Annotated in this window: 24 protein-coding genes; 11 read left to right on the forward strand and 13 right to left on the reverse strand. The window is 56.2% G+C overall.

The features are described from left to right. Window positions 1-533: 533 nt before the first annotated feature. The 4 genes from NE357_RS15830 to NE357_RS15845 form a co-directional block, all read right to left on the reverse strand. Window positions 534-920 (reverse strand): DUF6124 family protein, encoded by a 387-nt coding sequence (locus tag NE357_RS15830; protein ID WP_169430659.1) that lies wholly within the window; start codon window positions 918-920, stop codon window positions 534-536. A gap of 471 nt (window positions 921-1391) precedes the next feature. Then, the gene (locus NE357_RS15835) at window positions 1392-1679 is read right to left on the reverse strand and encodes a hypothetical protein (protein WP_169430660.1); all 288 of its coding nucleotides are present in this window, start codon (window positions 1677-1679) and stop codon (window positions 1392-1394) included. A 90-nt stretch (window positions 1680-1769) separates the two neighbouring features. Then, window positions 1770-2222, reverse strand: coding sequence for a baseplate J/gp47 family protein (locus NE357_RS15840; protein ID WP_169430661.1), 453 nt, complete (start codon window positions 2220-2222; stop codon window positions 1770-1772). Then, window positions 2206-2583 carry a GPW/gp25 family protein gene (locus NE357_RS15845; protein ID WP_169430662.1) on the reverse strand — a complete coding sequence of 126 codons (378 nt, stop codon included), beginning with the start codon at window positions 2581-2583 and terminating at the stop codon, window positions 2206-2208. The genes NE357_RS15840 and NE357_RS15845 overlap by 17 nt, the downstream gene beginning before the upstream one ends. Before the next feature lie 100 nt (window positions 2584-2683). On the opposite strand from NE357_RS15845, the gene NE357_RS15850 reads away from it, so the two are divergent. Continuing rightward, complete coding sequence (locus tag NE357_RS15850; protein WP_445576621.1) at window positions 2684-3340, forward strand: DUF4145 domain-containing protein; 657 nt, start codon at window positions 2684-2686, stop codon at window positions 3338-3340. Window positions 3341-3423: 83 nt separating this feature from the next. On the opposite strand, the gene NE357_RS15855 is transcribed toward NE357_RS15850, so the two are convergent. Further along, window positions 3424-3870 (reverse strand): phage baseplate assembly protein V, encoded by a 447-nt coding sequence (locus NE357_RS15855; protein WP_249314297.1) that lies wholly within the window; start codon window positions 3868-3870, stop codon window positions 3424-3426. Continuing rightward, window positions 3870-4025 (reverse strand): hypothetical protein, encoded by a 156-nt coding sequence (locus NE357_RS15860; RefSeq protein ID WP_212633388.1) that lies wholly within the window; start codon window positions 4023-4025, stop codon window positions 3870-3872. Before NE357_RS15860 ends, NE357_RS15855 begins: the two co-directional genes overlap by 1 nt. A 219-nt stretch (window positions 4026-4244) precedes the next feature. On the opposite strand from NE357_RS15860, the gene NE357_RS15865 reads away from it, so the two are divergent. Both NE357_RS15865 and NE357_RS15870 read left to right on the forward strand, forming a co-directional pair. Beyond that, window positions 4245-4841, forward strand: a complete 597-nt coding sequence (locus tag NE357_RS15865) for a hypothetical protein (RefSeq protein WP_169430663.1) — start codon at window positions 4245-4247, stop codon at window positions 4839-4841. Window positions 4842-5119: 278 nt separating this feature from the next. Continuing rightward, window positions 5120-7081 carry a hypothetical protein gene (locus tag NE357_RS15870; RefSeq protein WP_169430664.1) on the forward strand — a complete coding sequence of 654 codons (1962 nt, stop codon included), beginning with the start codon at window positions 5120-5122 and terminating at the stop codon, window positions 7079-7081. A gap of 513 nt (window positions 7082-7594) precedes the next feature. Here the strand turns inward: NE357_RS15870 and NE357_RS15875 are convergent. Next, window positions 7595-8260 (reverse strand): DUF4145 domain-containing protein, encoded by a 666-nt coding sequence (locus NE357_RS15875; RefSeq protein WP_169430665.1) that lies wholly within the window; start codon window positions 8258-8260, stop codon window positions 7595-7597. Between the two features lie 253 nt (window positions 8261-8513). Next, entirely contained in the window at window positions 8514-8945 is a 432-nt protein-coding gene (locus tag NE357_RS15880; protein ID WP_445576622.1) for a type II secretion system protein N, read from the reverse strand. Window positions 8946-9078: 133 nt separating this feature from the next. On the opposite strand from NE357_RS15880, the gene gspH reads away from it, so the two are divergent. Beyond that, window positions 9079-9531 carry a type II secretion system minor pseudopilin GspH gene (gspH, locus tag NE357_RS15885; protein ID WP_108562333.1) on the forward strand — a complete coding sequence of 151 codons (453 nt, stop codon included), beginning with the start codon at window positions 9079-9081 and terminating at the stop codon, window positions 9529-9531. Next, window positions 9528-10136 carry a prepilin-type N-terminal cleavage/methylation domain-containing protein gene (locus NE357_RS15890; protein ID WP_169430666.1) on the forward strand — a complete coding sequence of 203 codons (609 nt, stop codon included), beginning with the start codon at window positions 9528-9530 and terminating at the stop codon, window positions 10134-10136. Before gspH ends, NE357_RS15890 begins: the two co-directional genes overlap by 4 nt. A 141-nt stretch (window positions 10137-10277) precedes the next feature. Here the strand turns inward: NE357_RS15890 and NE357_RS15895 are convergent, their stop codons facing one another. The 3 genes from NE357_RS15895 to NE357_RS15905 are packed head-to-tail and all read right to left on the reverse strand — an operon-like array spanning window position 10278 to window position 12484. Next, the gene (locus NE357_RS15895; protein ID WP_169432661.1) at window positions 10278-11216 is read right to left on the reverse strand and encodes a FecR family protein; all 939 of its coding nucleotides are present in this window, start codon (window positions 11214-11216) and stop codon (window positions 10278-10280) included. Window positions 11217-11261: 45 nt separating this feature from the next. Then, the gene (locus tag NE357_RS15900) at window positions 11262-11813 is read right to left on the reverse strand and encodes an RNA polymerase sigma factor (protein WP_169430667.1); all 552 of its coding nucleotides are present in this window, start codon (window positions 11811-11813) and stop codon (window positions 11262-11264) included. Beyond that, window positions 11810-12484, reverse strand: coding sequence for an STN domain-containing protein (locus tag NE357_RS15905; protein ID WP_169430668.1), 675 nt, complete (start codon window positions 12482-12484; stop codon window positions 11810-11812). Before NE357_RS15905 ends, NE357_RS15900 begins: the two co-directional genes overlap by 4 nt. Window positions 12485-12679: 195 nt before the next feature. Between NE357_RS15905 and NE357_RS15910 the strand changes: the two genes are divergently transcribed. Further along, entirely contained in the window at window positions 12680-12994 is a 315-nt protein-coding gene (locus NE357_RS15910) for a hypothetical protein (protein ID WP_169430669.1), read from the forward strand. 9 nt (window positions 12995-13003) lie between these two features. Here NE357_RS15910 and NE357_RS15915 read toward each other — a convergent pair whose 3' ends face one another. Next, window positions 13004-13444, reverse strand: coding sequence for a carboxymuconolactone decarboxylase family protein (locus NE357_RS15915; protein ID WP_169430670.1), 441 nt, complete (start codon window positions 13442-13444; stop codon window positions 13004-13006). A gap of 310 nt (window positions 13445-13754) precedes the next feature. Here NE357_RS15915 and pdxR point away from each other — a divergent pair, with 310 nt between their 5' ends. From pdxR to NE357_RS15935, 4 genes are all read left to right on the forward strand, one after another. Beyond that, on the forward strand, window positions 13755-15191 hold the full coding sequence (pdxR, locus tag NE357_RS15920; RefSeq protein WP_169430671.1) for a MocR-like pyridoxine biosynthesis transcription factor PdxR: 1437 nt from the start codon (window positions 13755-13757) through the stop codon (window positions 15189-15191). Window positions 15192-15311: 120 nt separating this feature from the next. Continuing rightward, window positions 15312-15605, forward strand: coding sequence for a putative quinol monooxygenase (locus NE357_RS15925; RefSeq protein WP_169430672.1), 294 nt, complete (start codon window positions 15312-15314; stop codon window positions 15603-15605). Window positions 15606-15834: 229 nt separating this feature from the next. After that, window positions 15835-16254: a cupin domain-containing protein gene (locus NE357_RS15930; protein ID WP_169430673.1), complete on the forward strand. Its 420-nt coding sequence runs from the start codon at window positions 15835-15837 to the stop codon at window positions 16252-16254. 241 nt (window positions 16255-16495) lie between these two features. After that, the gene (locus tag NE357_RS15935; protein WP_169430674.1) at window positions 16496-17209 is read left to right on the forward strand and encodes an ATPase; all 714 of its coding nucleotides are present in this window, start codon (window positions 16496-16498) and stop codon (window positions 17207-17209) included. Between the two features lie 283 nt (window positions 17210-17492). On the opposite strand, the gene NE357_RS15940 is transcribed toward NE357_RS15935, so the two are convergent. Beyond that, window positions 17493-22385 carry an NAD-glutamate dehydrogenase gene (locus NE357_RS15940; RefSeq protein WP_169430675.1) on the reverse strand — a complete coding sequence of 1631 codons (4893 nt, stop codon included), beginning with the start codon at window positions 22383-22385 and terminating at the stop codon, window positions 17493-17495. Window positions 22386-22901: 516 nt separating this feature from the next. Here NE357_RS15940 and NE357_RS15945 point away from each other — a divergent pair. Beyond that, a complete protein-coding gene (locus tag NE357_RS15945) occupies window positions 22902-23255 on the forward strand; it encodes a hypothetical protein (RefSeq protein WP_169430676.1) in 354 nt (117 codons plus the stop codon). The last annotated feature ends 250 nt before the right edge of the window (window positions 23256-23505 follow it).

A 23505-nucleotide genomic window follows, 5' to 3' on the forward strand; every position in this document is an offset into this window, starting at 1 on the left:
TGGCCGAATTGTGTAGGCAGGCTGCCTCCCTTATCCCAATAGTGGGTAGAAGATGGTCTTGGTTGCCAGCCCTAGCTGGCAACCTTGGCCAAATAGACAGCCTTATTTGCTCCAGCACATCTCGACGTCATCCTGAGTCTTCAGGTCGGTGTCGATTCCCAACCGGTACCAGCAGTAATCAGTAATCCGCCCCCGCTCCACTGCTGTCAGGCGCTCAGCAAAAAGAGCAAAAAGGGGACTGATCTATTTTTTTGAAAATAGATCAGTCCCCTTTTTAGCTATAGCTCGCGCTGCATCCTGTTCTATTCAAAGAAAGGCGCCTACTTGCGCGTCGACACCATGGGTGAGCAGCTCAACGACATGACGGTTACGCGATGGGCCGATGAGTGTCCGGATGCGCCTTCAGAGCCAGATCGCGGCGACGCGGGTTAAGAAACAAAGGGGACTGAATGAAATAATTCAGTCCCCTCCCCCCCCCCCTAAATCCCTGTGGGAGCGAGCTTGCTCGCGAAGGCGTCAGAATTGACACCCGCCTAATCAGCAGGTGATCCCGAGGGCTGCTTCACCGGCAATTGCAAATTATCCAACGCCCGATTCACCGCCAACTCCCCGAGCATGATCAACTGCGCAATCCCAACCAACGCCCGACGCTGAGAAGCCGGTACCAGACTGGCGATGTTCTGGGCAATGGTTTGGGCCGAAGCGAGTGTTTCACTGGCATCAATCAGCAGTTCTTCGTTTTTGTTGTCCGCAGTCACGGCATACATCCCGCGGGTTCTGCGTGGAGGCGGCGTGGAGCCGGGCGGACAGAGGTAATGGTCGAGCGCGCGGTCAGCGGCTTCGTGGAGTTTTTTGGAATCGATGGATTCGTAGGGGGAAACCGAGTCGGTTTCGGGCGGGTTGGGTGTTGGTTTGATCATGAGTGAAGCTCCTTGATGAGTGGAGCCGCCACCGTTCGCGGTCAAACAAACAGGGTGGCAGCTGTACGCGGGTTGACCGACCGGACATCAAGGAATCCGGCACACCCGAAGGTGTCCCACGCACAGCCACCGCGACATGATTTCAGACAATGCCTGAACACGTGCAGAACGCTGGTGCGCCTTGATGTTGGGCGGACGGTCAAATCCGATCACTGATTCGTCAGCGACCGCACCACAATAGAACCCGTCCCCAAGGCGCACAAGCCGGCGGATTCTGGCGTAGCTGTAGGCAACGGCGCAAGGATATGTAGCCTGAGAGAGTGTCTTGAGATGTCTTTTTAAACGTTGGTGTTTATCGGGGACTCACTCCGCCACTTATCCTTCAACAGATCCGCCCCGTTATCCCAACAGATCGAGGGAATTGGCCCAGGTTGCCAGTCGTAATAGAAAACCCAAGCCAGGTGAACAGCTCTATTTCTTCCGGCACATCTCGACGTCATCCTGAGTTTTCAGGGCTGTGTCGATCCCCAAGCGATACCTGCAGTAATCAATAATCCACCCCCGCTCCTCTGCCGTCAGGCGTTCTACGTTCCTGATCTCTCCATCGTTAGCGTGGATGTTGTAGAACTTCATCTGAAACGTCGGATGCTTCTTGATGAAGACAATGGTCTCGATGTCTCCGTCCTCAAGAGCTTCGTAGTAGCCGACGTAAAGCATGGTCACTAGGGCGAAGACCACCGCGATTAGAAGCTTTTTCATTCTTGTGACGCCTTTGTCTGTAGCCCTCCGACTGTACAAACGAGGCGCTTAATTATGCGTAGGAGTGAGAGCCGCGCATTGCACAATGCGCTAAACAAACCCTGACTTCACAGCTACTCCGAAGCAGATCATGACCAATGGAAAATAAATCCGTCCCCTTTTTTCCAGTCCCCTTTTTTCCATGGCGTCTTGGGTGCTGACCCGAGTGCCGGCACGAATTAGCAAAGGTTGCTGCAGAACGGCCGGCACGCTGAAGCGTATCGGGCAACGTGCTGGGGCAGCCAACAACCTGGGGGTTGCAACCAGTTCGCCCAGGTAATCCAGAATCGGGGCATCCGCAAAGCGCACCAGGAGCTGCTCGCCGGCATTCTGGATGGACATGTCCGAGAGTGTCTTGGTATAGGCTATCAAGTCGATAAAAAGCCGCTCGATTTGAGCGGGATATAGGGTTTTCCCTGACTTGGCCTCATAGCGGGCAATCAGAGCGGCTTCGGTAGCAGCCGGATCGATCTCGACAAACACTGGTTTAGGCAGCTCGCGCATAGGGCACCTCGGTCAACTGGGTGACACCATCCGCAATACGCCACTGTACCCGCACCCTAATCTGCGCCCCTTCAATCAGCACCTGTACCTGGAAGACTGAGATACGGGTTTCCCAGCGACGTAGTGCGTCGACCGTTTCCCGCACCAGGTGCGGCGTCACTCGGTTAACAGGCCAATCGATATATAGATGTAGGTCACTGCCAAAGTCCGGCCGATGAGCGTCGGCGCCCTTGGGCGTGGTGAGGATGATGCGAATGGACTGGTCGATATCGCGCAGGCCCTCTACAAACTCCCCGGATGTACCGAGGGCGGGTTGCCAGTGGGCGGCGGTGATGCTGGTATACGGTTTAGGCGTCGTCATGCGCCCATAATGCGAAAGCCTGCGGGCACAGGCTTTTAATCGAGTTTAAAGAAGGTAATCTGGCGATCGGCGACCAGCTGAACTTAAAAGGAAATGTTCAATGTCGAAATATGTTCAACCAACCTTCGGGGAAAAGGCTTTTACCTGCATTTTTTGTGGGGTTCTAACAACAATGAGCTGGTATCCCCTAAGAATCCTATGGGGAGTGAATCGGGGTTATGGGGGAACAGAGTTTCAAAAATGCTATTGCGACCATTGTCAAGAATTTAGCCTTTGGATGGCAGCTGATGCCGACTCGGGGCACATGATTTTACCCTCTTCCGTGAGCGCTCCCATGCCTCACACCGATCTGCCTGAGGAGTGCAAAAAGGACTTCAATGAAGCTCGTGAAATATCGAGTCAGTCCCCCAGAGGCGCGGCAGCCTTACTCCGGTTGGCATTGCAAAAGTTGTGCATACATTTAGGGGGAGAAGGGAAAAATATCAATGACGACATAAAGGCTCTCGTGCAAAAAGGTCTTGCTCCCCAAGTTCAGCAAGCGCTGGATCTCGTGCGTGTAACAGGTAATCAGGCTGTGCATCCGGGAGAAATGTCTCTCGAGGATAGTCCTGAACACGTTACGATCATGTTTGAGATGATCAATCTGATCGTTGAGGAACTGATTGCACGTCCCAAACAAATAGCGGAACGTTTTGGCAAATTGCCAGCTGGTGCCCTAGCAGCGATTGCTAAGCGCGACGAGGGTAAACCAGCTTAATGGCTATGGTGGTTCGAGTTGCCACCGGCATCCATGATTGTGCCTGTCGCATTAATGTTGCCATTCACCTGCAGGTTGCCATTCTAGGCGACCTGCGGGATATCCAAAGTCGCTGATGGCGCTTTCACCACCACCGGCTCACCGGCCTCGACTGTGATATTCCGGCCGCATTTCAAGAGCAAAGCGCCCACACAATCCAACGTCATCACCCCGGCCGCACGGTCGTAGGTGGAGACTGTCCCGTCACTGAACCGCACATAGTCCGTGTCCGCATCGACCACGGGTGGTGGCTCGGCCGTCGAAAAGATCCCGCCAAGGTAAACACCACCTACACCGTCAGAATCCAACAGCACTGCGACCTGTTCATTTAGCTCGGGCATTAGCGGCCGGCGCTGCGTGCCCTGGGTGTTACGCTGCGGCACGTTGAGCCAGTAGCTTTCAACGCCGTCACGGTCATCCAGCCTCACCCTGATGCGACAGGTCATATAGTCAACGGCACTCACCTCGCCGTACTCCAGCTCAACACCCATCAGGCCACCACCTCATGCTGAATGCCATAAGTCGATAATGCCAGGTCCGGCTTGGTGTTTTCCTGGGTCATCGAGATCGAGGGCGCCGAGATGCGACAGACTGTTTTATCCACGGTGTAACCGCCGGTGCGGGTCATTCGGTGCTGTGCGGACATGATCAAATAGCTGCCTCCCAGAAAATAGATCAGTCTCCTTTTTAATATGCCTCTTGAATAACGCGAATTGCACTCTCAATGCGGCTCGCCAATTTTCTTGTTACATCAAAATCCTCAAATGCTTTAGCTCCGTTTGACATTACGACTTAAGCGACTACGCTTCCAGTGATGGCCACTTGCCTGCCATAGACAATCTTAGTGATATTATAAGGATGCAGCATGCCCTCATTATCGCTTACAGATTTGGTTGACGTTTTTTCAAAAGCCGGCACTCCACGGGTTACCAAGGTTCGCGAAATCAAGAACCGAGAAGTTTATTCTCCCGCGACGGATTACTATCGTCGTTTTCGCGAAGGAATTGTTGAAATTCACTCTTTGGGTAAATCTAAAGACTCGCTTGGAGAAATTCTTCAAAACTTACCTATCCATAAGATGGAAAATTATTCTGAGATGGTTGAAGGGTATAGGAAGTGGTGGGGAAGGAAGAGTATTTCCTGGTTCAATCCACCGAGAGGAAGTTACTCTTATCATAACTTCACCATCTCTGTTAATCCTGAGTTGGGCGTTGAAATTGATGGGCATCGGCACGTAATAAAGCTTTATACAAAATCTGACACATTGGCTAAAAACAGAGTCGACCTCGTACACTCTATCATGGAGTTATCATTGTCGGCTCTCGTTCTTGAGGGGGATAGATTATGTGTGCTAGATGTCCGAAACTCAAAAATTTTTGTATCTAATGGGGCAATGGCTAATGCTCAAGCAATTATCGATGCTGAATTATCTTATATTGAAACTCTTTGGCCAAATCTTTGACCCTATCGCTCGCGGCTTAAACAAACCAAACAGTCTGATTAAGCCGTGATTTAAAATTTCTATTTCTTTAGCCTGACAGCATCCATTCCTGCGAGGTAATCATCTAGTATTCCATGGTTGTGGAATATTCTAAATGCGTTTCGGACAAAAAAGGGGACTGATCTATTTTTAAAAACAGATCAGTCCCTTTTACGCCCTAATCGCTGGATGGCCTTCAATGTCCGTCTTATTTCTCAAATGCCAAATTATGAAACTTTTCAAGTATTGAGGAACCTTTTATGGAAAACACTATAAAGCTCGGGCCAAACGGGGCGTACACACTTCACCCGAGAGCACTTCGACATATTATCGAAGGCGACTTCACAACTAGGATTGAACGACCAGCTGGTGGTGGAAAATCTACTGTGACCAATGTGATATCTGGGGGAGTTCACACCTACTCTGCGCTTGTCAATTTTTTAAACCAGCATCCAAAAATAACATCCTTGGATGCATTTGATCCGGAAGTGGATGATGACTGGTTCTACCTTCGAGAACTTCAAAACAAAGTACTTACAGTTAAATTACCAAGGCGGCTATTTGCAAGTAAAGCAGCAGACTTAACCTTACTACCTGAGACCTATTACAAATCAGGATACCTTTGGAAAACATTATTCCCCAAAGAATTAGAACAGCCCGAGATCCTAAACATTATTGATCAGGCGCTTCAAAATATTGACAAGGAAAATTCGGTGCAGCCGTCTTCTCCTGATCAGGAATATCACATCGTTGGATATGCAAACGTTGAACACCCAATGACCTCGATGAGAATTCAAGTACAATTGAAAGGCAGAGAAATAAGGTCCGCGTTTCCTTCTTGGACTCAACCGTGGACTGGCAACAACGGTAAACCCTTCTCCCATGGTGACACCATCTCGTTAATAATGGCAGAGTCAGTTGAACTGCGATCGAGCGAGCATTACAATTTGAGCAAAATTTGGCATAACGGACAACCTAACTACGAAAAGCTGCGACGGCTTACACCTGAGTTTACCATTACCAGAACCATACCAAAAAAAGGGCAGCCTCATGACGAGTGGCGTGAAAAAAGGCTTGCATCTTTAGATCAAGTAGCATCCTCCCTTAGTCATTCCGACCTCGCGAAGACAATAACTTATTTAAAAGACCATGTAATAACAAAGGAATCATCTTTTCAACAGCAAGCACTCTACCTTTCAAACATACCAAAATCCGGATCACCATTGGATTTCAACGCATGCCAAATATCACAAAATGCGTATGAATGTTTTTACGTCCTCTTGCAATATGACCTTCTCAACAAAACCGACCACTTCCTCAAGTGCATGCAACGTTTTCTACAATGTTCAGTAATCCACACAGGCGGCCTTCACCTATTCGAATTAAAGCGCCTGCATAAGCTCTTCATTTACGGAGCAAAAACTCACCACAACCAGAATTCAATAGCTATATTCTTAGAGGAGCTTTCTTCGTCACCATCTAGAGCAGCAACCTATCATGAGTTCAATCTTAACTCGTACATCAAGCGGCACGATGATGATAGCATGTTCATTATTGGGAGGGATGGAGTTGTAGTGCCCATGAACAGTTCAATGCTCGTAGATTTCGTATCACTTAATCTTGGTGAAAACTACCTTATATCATTCAAATCGAATGATCGAACTAATATAGCGCAGCGACTGATTTTTAGTCAATTTTCGAAAGAACACATTAATGATTCGCTTAGCTACTTCACAGGAGCTGATTTTGATTTTTTTGCATTCCAATTACCCTCTCTCATCGCGACAGAGGGTAAAACTAAAGCCTCAGACAAAGCACTGGAACGCATAATTCGCGACTATCATAGGATGTTGGTTATATATCGTCAGAGACTAGTATTGGACGACCCTGAAGCTTATCATACGGACCCATTCGACCTGGACTTCATGTCGCCTGAATATTGCGACTTAATCATCGTTCAGCACAAAAGAAAATTTGTACAGTTTATGCATCAACAATTTCTTACCGTCATTCAGGATAATAGCCCCTCTGAAAAAATTACGCGACTTTGCAAAATTCTTCTCAAGAGCATGAACAAAGAAGCTGTACCTTTGCCTCAGTTCATTCCTGACTACATTGAAAGCTGGATGCGCGACGACGCATATGTTAGACCCGAAAAGCTAGATATGTCTATATTCGATAGAACGCCTACTTTCCTGAATCGTCCTATGACTTCCTCGTAAACGAATACACTACATGAAAACATAGGACTGATCTATTTTCTGATCTATTTTCTGATCTATTTTTGGTAAAAAAGTGAAAAATAGATCAGCCCACTTTTCTGCTTAGAACAATTTTTGCATATGGGGTTCACCCATTTACCAAACATTAACATTCCTGTGCGATCGTGGGCATATTGAAAGCCATCTATTAACCGATGCTGTTGATAACATCGGCCTTGGAAACAATGGGGAGTGATTTATTACTCAGAAAATAAATCACTCCCCTTTTCCTTTCGTCCCCTTTTCCTTTTCCAGGACCACCTTAAAAGCGCAAAAACAATTCATTGAATTATGATCTCCTACATTAATTGACTACTGAAATCAGACACCATGATTACAAACGTCAGGCCAAACACAACAGCAACTACCCCCCCCCAATTAAAGGGTTAATCTTTAGCACAGAGCGACACACCTAAACGTGAACCGCATTCTCATATATCAAATCAATCCACCTTCGCCGCTTTGAAAAAAACTTCATTTAAAGGCAGACTTTGCTTCACCTGGGTGAATATAAACACTCTGCAAAAGGTTCTCTACAACATCCATAGCAAGAGATATCTGCTTATCACTGCTTGGCTTGGCCTCATGAGCGGAGTCGTTACCCATGGACCGAAGCTTGTGCAAAATATCAGCACCTGCAACAGTGAGTACACCCTTTGTTTTTAGATCATCAATTTTTGAGAGCAAAGATTTTCCAGCAGCGTTCTGATCTCGACATATAACTTCAATAAGAACCCTCACTCCAAGTCCTGCAAGGATTGGCTGCCCACCATTGACTGCACTAATGACTTCCTCGTAAGCAGCACGAACATCCGGCGGAAGATACCAGTTACCTTCTATTTTAAATCGACCAGCAGTCCGATTAGGATAAAGAGAAACATCATAGTGGCTGTTATATTCTTCACTTTCAGGATTGTAATAATAGTCCTCACTATTAGACGACTCTTTTCTGAAAGAAATAGTATCGCAATTCATGCAGCGGATTATTTCAAACTCTGTAATTGCGGTAAATTCATCACTTTTCCATTTGGCGCGTCTAGATGTCTCCACAACATGTCGTTGCTCAATTTGGCAACTTTCACACACTGCTTTGTGTATACATCCATTGGTTTTGCCATTTTCAAATGAGTAGCCCGACATGCTCTTTCCCTAGCGTAATGAAGGTTTTTTTAAACTTAACCCACATCCGGGCAAATTGCCACTATCGCGTACGGATAGAAGAATTGTTGAAAAATGAACGCGACTCCTACCCGCGGGACAAAAGTGTGTTCCGTTTCGAGCCAGCCAATCAACACGCTAAGAAAGCCGCCAATCCATCAATAGAGGGTGAGTCTTTGCAATTCTCTACTCAGCCATTCGCTGAGCAATGCCGGGTCCTGCCTCTTTCACCACATCACGGCCTAACCAACCTAGGCATCTCCACCCCCTCCTCCAACTTCTCCACCCCCAACCTCACCCTCTCCCCACCCTGCTCAATCACCACCCCATCCCCCTCCACCGCCACCAACTTCACCCCAGGACTCACCCGCTCTCCCTGCAAAAAACTCCTCGGCGGTCCGTCGTTCAGGCTGAGTATCGCCACCGCCCCCCGACTCCCCGCCATCACGCCACTCACCTTGATCTCCACCGGCGCCGTGCGGTTGGAGAACCACTGCAAAGCCGGGTTATCGCTGCGCGCCGCGAGCAGTTGCGGGGCGGCGGCCGGGGTGTGGGATTCGGCGGTGGTCAGGAGCAGGGATGACCAGGTGGCGATGCCGACCAGGGCGGCCAGCAGTGCGGTGGCCTGGATGATTTGGGGGGGTGAAAAGCGTGCGGTGAATCTCATGGGCTGAATCTCCTTTTAGTCCCGGTGACCAGACTACGCGGCAATTCTCACGGTTTTATTTCACACGCCTTACATGTTGGCCGTGCAGGATGGTTTTTTGGGACGGGGCTGGACGCAAGGGAGTGCGCATTCGATGAACCGGTGCAGGCAGCAGGGTTTTACGCTGATCGAGTTGATGGTGGTGCTGGTTATCATCGGCATCGCCAGTGCGGCGATCAGTCTGAGTATCAAGCCCGATCCGTTGCAGTTGCTGCGCAAGGACGCCGAGCGCGTGGCGCAGTTGCTGCAGATTGCTCAGGCGGAGGCCCGCGCCGATGGCCGGCCGATTGCGTGGTTGAGCGATGGCAAGGGGTTTCGGTTCAGTCGGCGCAGTGACAGCGGCAAGGGCTTTGATCATTTCGATCGGGACCCGCAGTTGCGGCCACGTCCCTGGCAGAGTCCGAAGCTTGCGGTGCGGGTGGAGCCGAAGCAGAAAGTGGTGCTGAACGCGGAGTGGATCAATCCGCCGCTGCAGTTGACGCTGTCTGACGGGCTCAATCGGTTGAGTGTGCTGCGCGATGCTTCGGGCCGGATTAGCGTGCAATGAACAGACAACACGGTTTTACGCTGATCGAGGTGATGGTCGCGATTCTGTTGATGGCGGTGGTCAGCCTGATCGCCTGGAAGGGGCTGGACAGTGTCACCCGCGCCGACAGCCATTTGCAGGCCAGTGGTGAGCAGAGCGACAGCCTGTTGCGGGCGTTGAATCAGATGCAGCGAGATGTGGAGATGCGCGCCGGGATCGAGCTGACGGAGCCGAAGAAGGTCGGCACCGAGGATGAACCGGCGACGGCCCAGCCTGCCGTTACGGTGCGCAGCAGTGACAGCAAGGGGTTTCGACTGGACATCATTCGGAGCGCGGCGGATCAGCCGGGGGCGTTGCAGCGGGTGCGGTGGTGGCTCAAGGGGGACACGTTGTATCGCGCTGTGGGGCCGGCGCGCAGTCGCTATCCGTTGCCGGCGCCGACCGCTGGGGTGGCGGTGTTGGGTGAGGTGACTGATTTGCAGGTGCGGGTTTGGGAAGTGGACAACGGGTGGCGGCAGTTGAGCGGGAATCGGCGGGAGGATCCGTTGGGGCTGGAGGTGCGGTTGACTCGGCAAACACCGCAAGGGCCGGAGAAGTATCGGCAGGTTATGGGGCCTTTGCAGTAGCGGCGGTCACCGTTGAACTTTGTGGGAGCCAGCCTGCTGGCGATGCGGTGGGTCAGGCAATGAGATGTCGAATGTGCTGCCCTCATCGCCAGCAGGCTGGCTCCCACAGGGATATAGGGTGTTTGTGAGTACTGTTTTTAGTTAGCTGAGGACGACTACGCCGCCCGGCAGCTCGGTGCATTTGACGCCGTAGGCATCGCGGATCAGTGCGCCTACGCCGGCGAGTTGATCAAGAGAGAAACGCGCCTGAACGCGGCGCTGGCCGAGTTCACGGTTCAGCAGCAACAACATGCCAGGACGGTAGCGGTTGATCTCGTCGATCATCTGGCTCAGGGTTGCGCCGTTAAACACCAGGACCTGTTGGCGCCAGTTGGTGACTGCCGTCGTGTCGACACTTTGCACGGTACCGACTTGTTGCGCGTCATAGGTCAATTGCTGGCCCGGTTCCAGTCGCAGGTTGCGACCTTCAACTTCCACATCTATCGCGCCATCGAGGCACGTCACGCACACCTGTTGATCGAGGTTGCGCAGGTTGAACCGCGCCCTGCTCGCCCGCAGCCATCCGCCACCGGCCTGCATCGCCATGGGCAGCCGTGCGGTCTGCACTTCGACTTCGCCGCTGACCAGTTCAAAACCTTGTACGCCCTCATCCACCGAACGCTGGTTGATACGGGTCTGGGTGTTCAGTTCCAGGCTCAAGCCATCGGCCGGTTCGACCCGGCGTTGCTGGCCGACTTCGGTGATGTAATCCGCGCCAAGTCCGGAGAAACCACCCGGGATCGTGCCGCGCACCAACAGGAACGCCGCCGAAGCAGCCATCGCGCCGCCGAGAAAGGCTCGCCGCCCGAACCGGCGTGGCGCCTGCGTCGCTTCGGCCGCCGGTTGCAGCAGGTGCCACAACGCTTTGCACTCTTCGAAGGCGCGGGCGTGTTCGGGGCTTTGGGCGCACCACTGGCGCAGCGCTCGGGCATCGGCGACCGTGGCGCGGCCGGAGGTCAGCAGGATCAGCCAGTCGCGGGCTTCGCTTTGCAGACGCTCGGCAGGCGTGGGCTCGGCAGGTGTCAGACGGAAGATGTTCAAACGCACAGGTACTCGACGGGTTGATCGGGACACTCAATCGGAGCTTCATTCACTAGACGGTTTTCCGGCCCCGCGACCGAACCGCTGAAACACTTTTCTTTCCAGTTTGGCCGCGCAGTACCCCAGTGCAGCCTTGATTTCTTTCTCGACCATGCGCGTGGAAATGCCGAAACGCTGGGAGATTTCCAGGTGCGGCGCTTCTTCCAGCCGTGCGGCGATAAAGATCCGGCGGCGCCGGGCCGGCAACTCGTAGAGGGCGCTGACCAGGGACTGGATTTCCTTTTGGCCGCCGACCACGCGCATCGGGTCCAGCGCTTCGTCGCTGACTTGCAGCAGTTCTTCGACTTCGCTGCCGGTGAGCAGCCGCGCATCGGCCTGGCGGCGGTCGGCGGCGATGTTCAGGGCCATGCGATAGAGGTAGGCGTTGGGCCGCAGCAGGTTCGGCGGCGCTTCCATGCGGTCGAGCCGCAGCCAGGTTTCCTGCAGCACGTCGTTGGCCAGGTCTTCCGAGCCGAGACGGCGTCGCAGGCGCACCCGAAAGTCCTCGTAGGACGTCAGGAACAGCTGGACCATCGAACTTTGCCCGGCGTCTTTCATCCCCCGGAAACTCCTTCCCATTGTGTGCATTCCATGCGCTTTCCTGACGATTCGGGTAACAACAGCAAGGTGACTGGCTGGCGCAATGCGCCGGGTGTGGGCCGGTCGATTTTGAGCGTGTGAAAACTGTCTACCAACGCCGCATCGCGCCGAACATCGCCGGTGGTGGTGACCAACCGGTTGTGCTGCACCACTCCGTCGCGACCGATCCACAGCTGCAACACCGCGCGAAAACTGCCGGGCCGGGTCAGCGGCGAGCGGCACAGGTTGCGCTCAATCGCGGCCTGCACCGCCGTGGCGTAACTGCGGTTGACCGCTGCGCTGGCGGGGGTCGGTTTCTCCGCCGGCATTGGCACTTCCTCGACTTGCGCAACCTGCAAGGTGAACGCGTCGTCGCGGCTGTACTTGGCCATCAAGCCGCTGCCACCGAGCATCCGCCGCAACGCTTCGGCGGCGGTGAATTCGCCATCCACCGCCAGTGAACGTCGACCGCGACTCAACTGGCTGTCGACCAGCACCGCCATGCCGGTGGCGCGGCTGAACTGATCGAGGGCACGGGCCAGTTCCTGGGCCGGGATGTGCAGCGTCATGCGCATCGACGCCGGTACCGGATCGGCGCTGGCACGGCTCAGAAACAAGCCAAGCAGCAGCCCCAGACAGAGCTGGCGCATGAGCGCTGAGCGCGCAAATTCGTCCCTGGCACGGCCTCGCTGCACGACTGATGCACCCCTGAAAACCGTCATCCTGAGGGCTGTTTATGAATCTGGTGTGACGGCCACTGCAAAAAAACCATCACGGGATCGGCACCGCCGTTGCACTAGACTCTTGAACCAGAACGGCCCCTTCGGGCCGGCCAGGAGGCAGGCATGAAATCAGTCTGGAAAGTCGTCTTCGGCGGCTTGGTGCTGACGGTGTTGGGCAGCGCACACGCGGAGGAGCCGCTGGGCTGTGTCGAGGTGACGGTGGGTGGCTACAAGGCGCCGAATTACGACTGCCTGAGCCAGCAGATGGGCAACAACCCCAATGGCGCGGCGGCTGCGCAGAAGAATCAGGAAGCGATGAATGTACCGGTCAACAAGCGCCCGCCGAATCAGGTGGGACTGGCGACGCCGGCGGCCACCAGCACGCGGATGGGCAACACGTTTGGCACGTCGGTCAAACCGCAGCGGCCACCGAACTAGTTTCGTCGATCAGTCGCTGGGAATCTGGCGAAAACTCACCGCCAGGCGATTCCAGTTGCTGATGGTGCTGACGGCCATTGTCAGGTCTACCAGTTCGCCTTCGTTGAACTGTGCTCGTGCCTGCTCATAGACGTCGTCCGGTACATGACTTTCCGCCAGCAGCGTCACCGCGTCGGTCCAGGCCAGCGCCGCTCGCTCGCGCAGGTTGAAGAAGCCGCTGTCGCGCCAGACCGCAATGGCATACAGCCGCCGGTCCGTCTCCCCTGCCCGCCGCGCTTCCACCGAATGCATGTCGGTGCAGAACGCGCACCCGTTGAGTTGCGAAGCGCGGATCTTGATCAGGTGCAGCAATGGCGCCTCGATGCTCAGGCTGCTGGTCAGCGCTTCCAGGGCAATCATCGCTTTCATGGCTTTGGGTGAAGCGCTGTAGTAATCCAGACGCGGGGACATGGGCGGGCCTCGGGCAGCAGAAGAGTGATTTCACGGTAAGCGCTGGCGCGCCAGGGTTACAGCCCCAATTGCACGAAAAACCGGCAGACCACTGAACAATGCCAAACACAAAACCTTGTGGGAGCTAGCCTGCTAGCGATGGCAGTTTGTCTGCGTCGTCAATGGTGACTGACAGGACGCTATCGCGAGCAGGCTCGCTCCCACAGGGCCCTATGCCAATTTGGGGGATTTTCACTACTCAACTTCTGCCGATACCGCATTCGGGAGTAATCTGGCCGGCACACTCAATTACCCGGAGAGCCCCGTCGGTATGGAACTTCACGTCGTGATCAACGGCCGCAAGGATCTGGCGGGTCAGTTGTATCAACAACTGCGCGGCGCCATTGAATCCGGGCGTCTGGCCGCCGGCACGCAACTGCCGCCCAGCCGCTTGCTCGCTGAGCAACTGGGGATTTCGCGCAAGACCATTTCCGACACCTACGCGCAACTCACTTACGAGAACTTCCTCACCGGCGTCATCGGCAAAGGCACTTACGTCAACGCCCGCTCGACGCCAGTGCAGCGCAAGCAAAGCCATTGCGAACTGGCCAGTTCCGAGGTGATCGCGAGCTGGTGCAATTTACCGGTGTTCCTGCGCCATCCGACGCTGGACGGCTCGCTGCGCTACGACTTTATCGGCGGCGCCACCAGCAAGGGTCAATTCCCCCACGATGACTGGCGCCGCTGTGTCTCCCACGCCATGCGGCAAATGGCCGGTTCCAAAGGTTTCTACAGCGTGGCGGAAGGCTTGCCGGCGCTGCGCAATGCGATTGCCCGGCACATCGCGTTTTCCCGTGGCGTGACCTGCCAGGACGAAGACATCGTGGTGTGCAACGGCGCGCAGCAGGCGCTGGACCTGATCGCCCGTGTGCTGCTGCGGCCCGGCAGTCTGGTGGCGATGGAAGATCCGGGTTATCCGCCGGCGCGGTTGTTGTTCGGCACTCACGGCGCCACGGTGGTCGGTGTGCCGGTGGATGCGCAAGGGATTCAGGTCGCGCAGATTCCCGATGGCACCCGGCTGATCTACGTGACGCCGTCGCACCAGTTCCCGCTGGGCATGCCGATGAGCCAGGCGCGGCGCGAGGCGTTGCTGGCCCGGGCCTACGAACTTGGCGCGATCATCATCGAGGACGACTATGACAGCGAATTCCGCTACGAGGGTCGCCCGACCGATTCGCTGCACAAGCTCGATCAGCGCGGCATCGTCGCCTACGTCGGCACCTTCTCCAAGACCCTGCTGCCCGAGCTGCGGCTCGGTTACGCGATCCTGCCGCCGGCGATCCTCGAAGCGGTGATCCGCGCCAAGCAGCTCACCGACCTGCACGCCTCCACCCTGCCGCAATGGGCGCTGGCCAAGTTCATCGCCGAGGGTTGCCTGCTCAAGCACATCCGCCGCTGCCACACCATTTACGCCCAGCGCCGCGAGCGGATCCTGGCCCGCATGGCCACCGACCTTTCGCCGTGGCTGGAAGCCGTGCCGGCGAGTGCAGGCTTCCATATGGCGGTGTTCTGCCGGGTGGCGATCGACTTGCCGCTGGTGATCGAACTGGCGAAAAAGGTCGAAGTCGGGCTGTACGCCATCGACGGCTTCTATTACCAGCAGCCTGCCAGAAGCGGGCTGTATTTCGGTTTCGGTGCCATCGAGACGCTGGACATCGATATCGCGCTGGATCGCCTGCGCGACATTCTGCAACAGGTCGCCGGGTAGATTGGTCTAACGGATTACCCGCCGATTGGTTATTGGTGATACGGGGGTGCAGGCCTATTCTGCACAGGCGTTATCCCTCAATGAGCAGGATTCGTCCGGCCTGATTCAGGAGTGTGAGCAATGTCCAACGAAGTGATCAACACCGTACAGGTGCAGGCTGCTGCCGGCCGCTCCGAGGAGCTGGGCAAGCAGTTGCAGAAGATCGTCGACACCCTTCGCGAAACACCGGGCTGCGATTCCTATCTGGTTGACCGCTGCCCCGAGGACAGCCACCGCTGGACGGTGAGTGCCCGCTGGCAGTCGGAAGCGGCGATGCAGGCGCACTTCAACCGGCCTGAGGCGCAGGGGTTTATCGATCTGATCGACAGTCGACTGGCCAACAGCGTCGATTTCAACTCGTTTCCAATCGTTTGACTTACTGACGCCATCGCTGGCAAGCCAGCTCCCACAAGGTTTTGTATCGTTCACAAATCATATGAACGACACAAAAACCTGTGGGAGCTGGCTTGCCAGCGATGGCGTATTTGAAGGCGCTGAAATCCCCCAGATTGGTCACCCAAACTTCCCGAACATTGGCCGTTTGAATACCCCGGCACGCGGACTACTGTGATGACCGACTCCCCCACTTCATCAGGTGATCACCATGAAAGTCCTGCACTTGCTTGCCGCCCCGCTCGCCGCTCTGGCCCTCACCATCAGCGCTTCGGCACTGGCCCACGACACCGATTCCCCGTCCGAGAAAATCTCGGTCCTGCAGGATCAGATGCTGAAAAATGTCCCCGGCAAAAAAGCCATGATGATCGAAGTCGACTACAAACCCGGCCAGTCCTCCATCGCTCACAAGCACGACGGCACGGCCATGGCGTATGTGCTCGAAGGCGAAGTGACGTCCCAGGTCAAGGGTGAACAAGCGGTCACCTACAAGAAAGGCCAATTCTGGTACGAACCCGCCGGCTCCGAACATCTGGTGTCGAAAAACGCCAGCAAAACCAGGCCGGCCAAGTTGCTGGTGTTCATGGTGCTCTCGCCGGACGAGCAAGTGTTGATCCCATTGAAAAACTGATGGTTGTTCCACCAGCCATAACTAAAAGGCGCAAATTGTTGATTGGCGCCTTTTTTATTTCTCGCGGTAATTAGTCCCGAACGCTTACAACCAATAAAACCATTGGATGACAGCCATTCAGCAAATTGTCAGGAAGTTTTCAGTTGGGCGGGCGTAGTCTGAGGCAACTGTCGCCGGTTCCATTTAATCAACCCCGACACCTCTGACTTTCCGACTGAAGTTGCTTCACGGGAGACTCACCATGAAACTTGCCTTTGCCAGTACCTTGGCGATATCAGTTTTAGCGTTGTCCGCCTGCTCCGTTCCCACCGCTCCAAAAGCGGTTTCTTCCCTCGACACACTGTTCACCCAACCGGTCGGCCGCAGCAACGCGGCCCAGGTCAAAAGCGGTCCCGGCGTTTCGTTGGGCGTCGTCTACAGCCCAAGCACCCAGACCAACCGCGAATACCTGCGCGACTATCAGGCCAACGCCGGCACCGGTTTCGGCCAGAGTTTATTGGTGCAGCCGATCCACGACGCCTACGTCGCCACCTCGAAACCGGACATGGCCGTGGACTGGGTGAAAGCCTCGCTTCAACGCCAGTTCGGCTCGGTCACCGTGTACCCGGACATGCAGAGCTTGCGTGCGGCGAAGCCGGATGTGGTGGCGATCGTCGACACTCACAGCCAGTTGATGACTTCGCGCAGTTCGGACATCAAGGCGGATGTGAGTGCGGACTTTTATGACGGGAAGTTGAACTACATCGGGACGGCCAAGGGGTCCGAGGCGAAAGAGTTGACGCCAGTCTGGGCGGACTTCAAGCGTTCGGAAGAGATTGTTGCGGATATTAATCAGCAGCAGGAAGTTCAGGTTCGGGCGTTGCAGAAGTTTGATCAGTCGCTCAGTAATTTGCTGACCAGGTCGGCAGGTAATGTGTCGATGCTTGATAGTAAACAACTACATAAGTTGCAGTGACTGTCAGGCCGCGGCCCTCACCCTAGCCCTCCCGAAACGTCGGACCGCCCGAAGGGAGAGGGGACTGACCGAGGTGTTTGTTAGAGTTACGCCGACGTGAAATACCGAGTCGAACTCAAGTTTCGAAAAACACACAAATCGGCTCCCTTTCCCCCTCGCCCCATTGGGGAGAGGGCTGGGGTGAGGGGCTGGATTTGTGCAGCAACACACAAATACCGCCAAACAACAGGCATAAAAAAGCCCCGCCTCTCTCGAGAGCGGGGCTTTTTCATTCAGCAGCTACTCAAGCAAGCTCAAGCTCCGCCGTCGCCGCAGCAGGCACCACCGCCTGGCCGCTCAGCGCCACGTCGTTCAGTTCACGGTTGGCCACCGCATACATGGCGTAGTCGGTGCCGCTGGCGGCACGGATTTCCACCAGCATGGCGCGCCAGCGTTCGATCATGGCGTCGTTCTGCTTCATCCACAGTGCCAGACGGGTTTCCACGTCCGAATCACCGCCGCCCGCTTGCAGAACGGCGATGGTGATCGCACGTTGCTGCCAGTCGACGTCGTCGCGGAACGCTTCACGGGCCAGGGCCTGCCAGTTGTTTTCAACCGGCAAGGCGCTGATCTGCGAGATGTACCAGGTGATGTCCAGCGCGCTGCCCACGGCGAAGTAGGCCTTGGCCACTTCGGCTGGATCCTGGCCAGTCACGTCGGCCGCTTCGATGATCGGCAGCAGCGTGTAGAGGTGGGTTGTGCCCGCCACCATACGCGCCAGCAGCTCCGGTACACCGGCGGCTACGTAAGCCTGATAACGCTCTTGCCAGTTTTCACGGATTTCGCCGCTCAGCAGCTCATCCAGCTTCAGGCCCAGCTCTTTCAGGTGCGGACCGAAATGCGCGACGTCACGGGCAGCGTTCTGCTCGTTGCGGCGGGCACGCAGGAACCAGCGTGTAGCGCGACGGCCCAGACGCATCAACTCGTCCATCAGCTCCAGTTGCACGTCAGCGGAGACCTGATAGTCCAGGGCTTCAATCTGACGGAACCAGTGCGGGAGGTGGAAGATGTCGCGCACGATCACGTAAGCGCCTGCCACGTTCGCCGGGGTCATGCCGGTGGACTCTTTGAGCCTTTGAACGAAGGTGATGCCCATGTGGTTGACCAGATCGTTGGCGATCTGGGTGCTGACGATTTCGCGCTTCAGACGGTGACGGCGCATGGCTTCGGAGAACTTGCTGACCAGAGTCGGCGGGAACGCCGTTTCCATGTCGCGGGTCAGGTAGTCGTCGTCCGGCACCAGTGAGTCCAGCAGCTGCTGCTTGAGGTCGATCTTGCTGTACGAGATCAGTACCGACAGTTCCGGACGCGTCAGGCCCTTGCCAGCCGCGGCGCGCTCGGTGAGCTGCTCCTCGGTCGGCAGGTACTCGATGGCGCGGTCCAGCTTGCCACGGCCTTCCAGATCGCTCATCAGGCGTTTGTACTCGGCAGCACGCTCGTAGGCACGGCGGGCAGCCAGGGACAGGGCCTGCGTCTGCTTGTAGTTGTTGCCCAGCACCAGACCACCGACTTCGTCGGTCATGCTTGCCAGCAACTGATCGCGTTGCTTGCCGGTCATGTCGCCGGCCTGAACCACTTCGTTCAGCAGGATCTTGATGTTCACTTCGTGGTCGGAGCAGTCCACGCCACCGGCGTTGTCGATGAAGTCGGTGTTGGAACCGCCGCCATTGAGACCGAATTCCACACGACCCAGTTGGGTCATGCCGAGGTTACCGCCCTCGCCCACCACTTTGCAGCGCAGTTCGTTGCCGTTCACGCGCAGTGCATCGTTGGCCTTGTCGCCGACATCGGCGTGGCTTTCGGTACTCGCCTTGACGTAAGTACCGATACCGCCGTTCCACAGCAGATCCACCGGCGCCTTGAGCAAGGCGTTCAGCAGTTCGGTCGGGGTCAGCTTGTCGGCCTGGATGTCGAAGCGCTCTTTCATCTGTGGCGAAATGGCGATGCTCTTCGCGCTGCGCGAGAAGATGCCGCCGCCTTCGGACATGATGCTGGTGTCGTAGTCGGACCAGGCCGAACGCGGCAGGTCGAACATGCGCTGACGCTCGACGAAGCTGGTGGCCGGGTTCGGGTTCGGGTCGATGAAGATGTGCAGGTGGTTGAACGCGGCAACCAGTTGCAGCTTGTCGGACATCAACAGACCGTTACCGAAGACGTCGCCGGCCATGTCGCCGATGCCGACCACGGTCACGCTGTCTTCCTGGACATTGATGCCGCGCTCGCGGAAGTGGCGCTGTACGCCGACCCACGCGCCTTTGGCGGTGATGCCCATTTTCTTGTGGTCGTAACCGGCCGAACCACCGGACGCGAACGCGTCACCCAGCCAGAAGCCGTAGTCGATGGCGATGCCGTTGGCGATGTCGGAGAAGGTTGCAGTGCCCTTGTCCGCCGCGACCACCAGGTACGGGTCATCGTCGTCATGACGCACGACGTTGGCCGGCGGTACCAGTTTGCCGTCCTTCAGGTTGTCGGTGATGTCCAACAGGCCCGAGATGAAGATGCGGTAGCAGGCGATGCCCTCGGCCGCGATCTCGTCACGGCTGCCGCCCAGTGGCAGGCGACGCGGCAGGAAGCCGCCCTTCGCACCCACCGGCACGATGACCGAGTTCTTCACTTGCTGGGCTTTTACCAGGCCCAGGACTTCGGTACGGAAGTCTTCTTCACGGTCGGACCAGCGCAGGCCGCCACGAGCGACGTTGCCGAAGCGCAGGTGCACGCCTTCGACGCGAGGCGAGTAAACGAAGATTTCGAACTTCGGAACAGGCTTCGGCAGTTCAGGGATCAAGTGCGGGTTGAACTTGAAGCTGAAGTACGACTTGTTCTGGCCGTTGGCGTCGGTCTGGTAGAAGTTGGTGCGCAGGGTAGCTTTGATCAGGTCCAGGTAACGACGCAGGATGCGGTCTTCGTTAAGGACTTGAACGTCGTCCAGCGCGGTCAGGATCGCTTGTTCCAGGCGCTGTTGCTTGTCTTCCAGATCTTCGCTGCCCAGCTTGCGCGCCAGGTAGAAGCGGGTCTTGAACAACCGGGTCAGTTCGCGAGCGATATCTGTGTGGTTGTTCAGGGTGCTGGCGATGTAACCCAGGTCGAAGCCCAGACGGATCTGCTTCAGGTAACGGGCGTAAGCGCGCAGCAGCGCCACGTCGCGCCATGGCAGACCGGCGGTCAGCACCAGACGGTTGAACGCATCGTTCTCGGCATCGCCACGGACGATGTGGACGAACGCGTCCTGCAGGGTGTCGTTGAGCTGCTGGATGTCGAGGTCCAGGCCTTCGGCAGCGGTGAACGCGAAGTCATGAATCCAGAACTCGCGACCGTTGGTGTGACGCAGACGGTACGGGAATTCACCCAATACGCGCAGGCCGAGGTTTTCCAGGATCGGCAAGACGTCGGACAGTGCCAGCGGGGTGTCGGCGTGGTACAGCTTGCAATGCAGCTCGCGCTGGCCGGAGACCTGACCCAGCGGCTGATAGAAGCTCATCACCAGTGGATTTTTTTCGTTCAGGCTCAGCAGGTGCTGCATGTCGACCACGGCCGAATGCGCCGCGAAACGCTCGCGGTAGCCAGCCGGGAAGCCTTTCGGGAAGTCTGCCAGCACGTTGGTGCCGTGGGCTTCGCCGAAGGTTTCAACGGTCAGGGCGGCGTAGTCGTCCTGCCAACTGCGGCAAGCCTGGATGACTTCGTTTTCCAGTTGCAGCGGGTCGATGTCGATGCGGTTTTTCGGGTCGACGCGCAGAATCAGTTGCACGCGGGCCAGCACGGACTCGGAGAAGAAGGTCCAGAATTCGCAGTCGGTCGCCTTCAGGCGCTCCATCAGTACTTGCTGGATTTTCTGGCGAACTTCGGTGGAGTAGATGTCGCGCGGCACGTAGGCCAGGCAGTAGCAGAAACGACCGTACGGGTCTTTGCGCAGGAACACGCGGATCTTGTTGCGTTCCTGGATCTGCACGATCGACATCACGGTGTTGAACAGTTCGTCGACCGGGGTCTGGAACAGGTCGTCACGCGGCAGCACTTCCAGTACCTGGGCCAGTTCCTTGCCCAGGTGAGCCTTGGCCTGGAAGCCGGAGCGACGCTCGATCTCTTCGACCTTGCGGCGGATGAACGGGATGACACGTACGCTTTCGCCATACACCGACGAGGTGTACAGGCCCATGAAGCGGTGTTCCTTGATGACTTTACCGTCGGCGTCGATTTCGCGGATCGAGACGTAGTCCGGGTAGGCCGGACGGTGTACGCGGCTCGGGTGTGCAGCCTTGGCGAACGACAGCAGCGTCGGTTCGCGCAGGTAGTTCACGGCGTAATCTTCGATGTGGCGGTCTTCGTTGGTCAGACCGGTGCGCAGCATCTTGGTCAGGCCGAGGAAGGAGTTCTGGTCGTATTCGATATGACCACCATCGGCCTGATCGACCACGGTGAACTCTTCGTAGCCGAGGAAGGTGAAGTGGTTGCCCACCAGCCATTCCAGGAAGCTCTTGATTTCGGTCTTCTCGTCGGCATCGACGGCGAATGCGCTGTGATCGAGCTTGGTGAGGATTTCCTGCACCTTGGCCTTCATCGGCTCGAAATCGGCGACCGCGACGCGGACTTCACCCAGAACCTGTTCCAGTTCCTTGCTCAGCACATTCAGTTCGGCCGCGTTGGCGCAACGGTCGATTTCCAGGTACATCAGCGACTCGTGCTGAATGCCTTCGCCGGTGGTGCCCTTTGGCAGGATTTCCAGCAGCTCGCCCTTGCTGCCACGACGCACGCTGAGCACGGTGGTCTGCAGGGTGTGGATGCTGTAGCCGCGACGGTTCAGCTCGGTACGCACCGAGTCCACCAGAAATGGCAGGTCGTGGTGCAGCACTTCGACAGCGGTGTGGGTCGACTGCCAGCCGTGACGTTCGTAATCGGGGTTGTAGACGCGCACCTGCGGCTGCGCGTGATCGAAGCGCTCAAGCAGGCGCCACGCAGAAAGAGTACAGCCAGCGAGGTCGGAGAGGCGACGTTGGGTCAGCTCGTCCAGGGAAATGATGCCGAAGAATTGTTCAGCGAACAGCGCCACTTGTGGCAGTGCCTGTTCACTGATGTGCTGCGCCAGTGCCGCTTGCAGTTGGTGCTGGAAGTCGGCTTTGCTGGCTGCGGTGAAGAACGCCATCTGTGGTACTCCGCTTGGGCTTGTTATTGATGGAAAGCGTCGCGTGCAAAACCCCTTTCGGGGCGTTCCGTCGCCCTGTTCCTGAATCTCGGGCAGAGGAAACAGGGTGACAGGTGGGTGAAGCTGGACGAGACTCTCAGGTCACATTCACCTTCCATGAATGGGCATCTGCAAAAACGACTGTCCGGCGCCGCTCGCGGGGCCATGGCAATGTCTTTACGGGTGCACATCCGTTGCGCAGCTTAATGGGTGCGACAATGTGTCTGCTTGCGGTGCTGCGACATATTCGGTCATTGGCACGTAAACCAAGGCCGGGGCATCGCTAAACACTAGCATTCATGGGGCAGAACGTCGGTCTGAATGCCCGTTTTTACGGTACAGACGTGCCAGGAATGACCATTGACCTGTGTCGCGTTCACGACACATGCTCTGACACTCTCACATGCATAAATTCCCGGGGGCTGGCAGAATCGCGCCCAAATGCGACCAACACGCCCGCCAAGTCAGGAATTCCCCATGCAAATGACCACCGCCCTTTTGATCGTCAACCCGTGCGACGACGAAGAAGACAACATGGCCATGCTCTGCTGCCACAGCGACAAGGGCGAAATGTTTCTGATGAGCCGCTATCCGGACGAGGATGAACTGGAGATCACCCTGGATGGCGAGCCTTCGACCCTCGACGGCGTGAAAGTCACTCTGACCAAGACCCTGCTGAAGATCGAAATTGCTGCAGCGGATGCCGATGCGTTGAACGGGGATGATGTGCTGGAAATCACCTACAACCCGGACATGGTGGATCTGGCCGAGGTCGAGGAGACCCTGAAGAACATTCTTGACGGTACTGGCACCTATATCAGCCAGATTTGATGTTGGCCTGACTGGCCCTTTCGCGAGCAGGCTCGCTCCCACATTTGAACGGTGTACACCGGTCAGTGTGGGAGCGAGCCTGCTCGCGAAGAGGCCTTGAAAAACACTGCACATCTCCCCTTCTACAAAATTCCAACAATTGCCCCGGTCATTTCCCGCACTTTGCGCAAAATGCCGTTAGTCGCCACCCCCTGCGATGGATTAAAGTAACGCCCCCAGCCCCGGCGTTATCCGAACGCCTGTGGCCACC

It is taken from the genome of Pseudomonas sp. G7(2022), from assembly GCF_052660475.1.

Excerpts from the sequence above, each read along its gene's own strand:
- NE357_RS15830 (WP_169430659.1), bottom strand. The coding sequence starts at position 920 with ATGATCAAACCAACACCCAACCCGCCCGAAACCGACTCGGTTTCCCCC.
- NE357_RS15835 (WP_169430660.1), bottom strand. The coding sequence starts at position 1,679 with ATGAAAAAGCTTCTAATCGCGGTGGTCTTCGCCCTAGTGACCATGCTT.
- NE357_RS15840 (WP_169430661.1), bottom strand. The coding sequence starts at position 2,222 with ATGCGCGAGCTGCCTAAACCAGTGTTTGTCGAGATCGATCCGGCTGCT.
- NE357_RS15845 (WP_169430662.1), bottom strand. The coding sequence starts at position 2,583 with ATGACGACGCCTAAACCGTATACCAGCATCACCGCCGCCCACTGGCAA.
- NE357_RS15850 (WP_445576621.1), top strand. The coding sequence starts at position 2,684 with ATGTCGAAATATGTTCAACCAACCTTCGGGGAAAAGGCTTTTACCTGC.
- NE357_RS15855 (WP_249314297.1), bottom strand. The coding sequence starts at position 3,870 with ATGGGTGTTGAGCTGGAGTACGGCGAGGTGAGTGCCGTTGACTATATG.
- NE357_RS15860 (WP_212633388.1), bottom strand. The coding sequence starts at position 4,025 with ATGTCCGCACAGCACCGAATGACCCGCACCGGCGGTTACACCGTGGAT.
- NE357_RS15865 (WP_169430663.1), top strand. The coding sequence starts at position 4,245 with ATGCCCTCATTATCGCTTACAGATTTGGTTGACGTTTTTTCAAAAGCC.
- NE357_RS15870 (WP_169430664.1), top strand. The coding sequence starts at position 5,120 with ATGGAAAACACTATAAAGCTCGGGCCAAACGGGGCGTACACACTTCAC.
- NE357_RS15875 (WP_169430665.1), bottom strand. The coding sequence starts at position 8,260 with ATGTCGGGCTACTCATTTGAAAATGGCAAAACCAATGGATGTATACAC.
- NE357_RS15880 (WP_445576622.1), bottom strand. The coding sequence starts at position 8,945 with ATGAGATTCACCGCACGCTTTTCACCCCCCCAAATCATCCAGGCCACC.
- gspH (WP_108562333.1), top strand. The coding sequence starts at position 9,079 with ATGAACCGGTGCAGGCAGCAGGGTTTTACGCTGATCGAGTTGATGGTG.
- NE357_RS15890 (WP_169430666.1), top strand. The coding sequence starts at position 9,528 with ATGAACAGACAACACGGTTTTACGCTGATCGAGGTGATGGTCGCGATT.
- NE357_RS15900 (WP_169430667.1), bottom strand. The coding sequence starts at position 11,813 with ATGAAAGACGCCGGGCAAAGTTCGATGGTCCAGCTGTTCCTGACGTCC.
- NE357_RS15905 (WP_169430668.1), bottom strand. The coding sequence starts at position 12,484 with ATGCGCCAGCTCTGTCTGGGGCTGCTGCTTGGCTTGTTTCTGAGCCGT.
- NE357_RS15910 (WP_169430669.1), top strand. The coding sequence starts at position 12,680 with ATGAAATCAGTCTGGAAAGTCGTCTTCGGCGGCTTGGTGCTGACGGTG.
- NE357_RS15915 (WP_169430670.1), bottom strand. The coding sequence starts at position 13,444 with ATGTCCCCGCGTCTGGATTACTACAGCGCTTCACCCAAAGCCATGAAA.
- pdxR (WP_169430671.1), top strand. The coding sequence starts at position 13,755 with ATGGAACTTCACGTCGTGATCAACGGCCGCAAGGATCTGGCGGGTCAG.
- NE357_RS15925 (WP_169430672.1), top strand. The coding sequence starts at position 15,312 with ATGTCCAACGAAGTGATCAACACCGTACAGGTGCAGGCTGCTGCCGGC.
- NE357_RS15930 (WP_169430673.1), top strand. The coding sequence starts at position 15,835 with ATGAAAGTCCTGCACTTGCTTGCCGCCCCGCTCGCCGCTCTGGCCCTC.
- NE357_RS15935 (WP_169430674.1), top strand. The coding sequence starts at position 16,496 with ATGAAACTTGCCTTTGCCAGTACCTTGGCGATATCAGTTTTAGCGTTG.
- NE357_RS15940 (WP_169430675.1), bottom strand. The coding sequence starts at position 22,385 with ATGGCGTTCTTCACCGCAGCCAGCAAAGCCGACTTCCAGCACCAACTG.
- NE357_RS15945 (WP_169430676.1), top strand. The coding sequence starts at position 22,902 with ATGCAAATGACCACCGCCCTTTTGATCGTCAACCCGTGCGACGACGAA.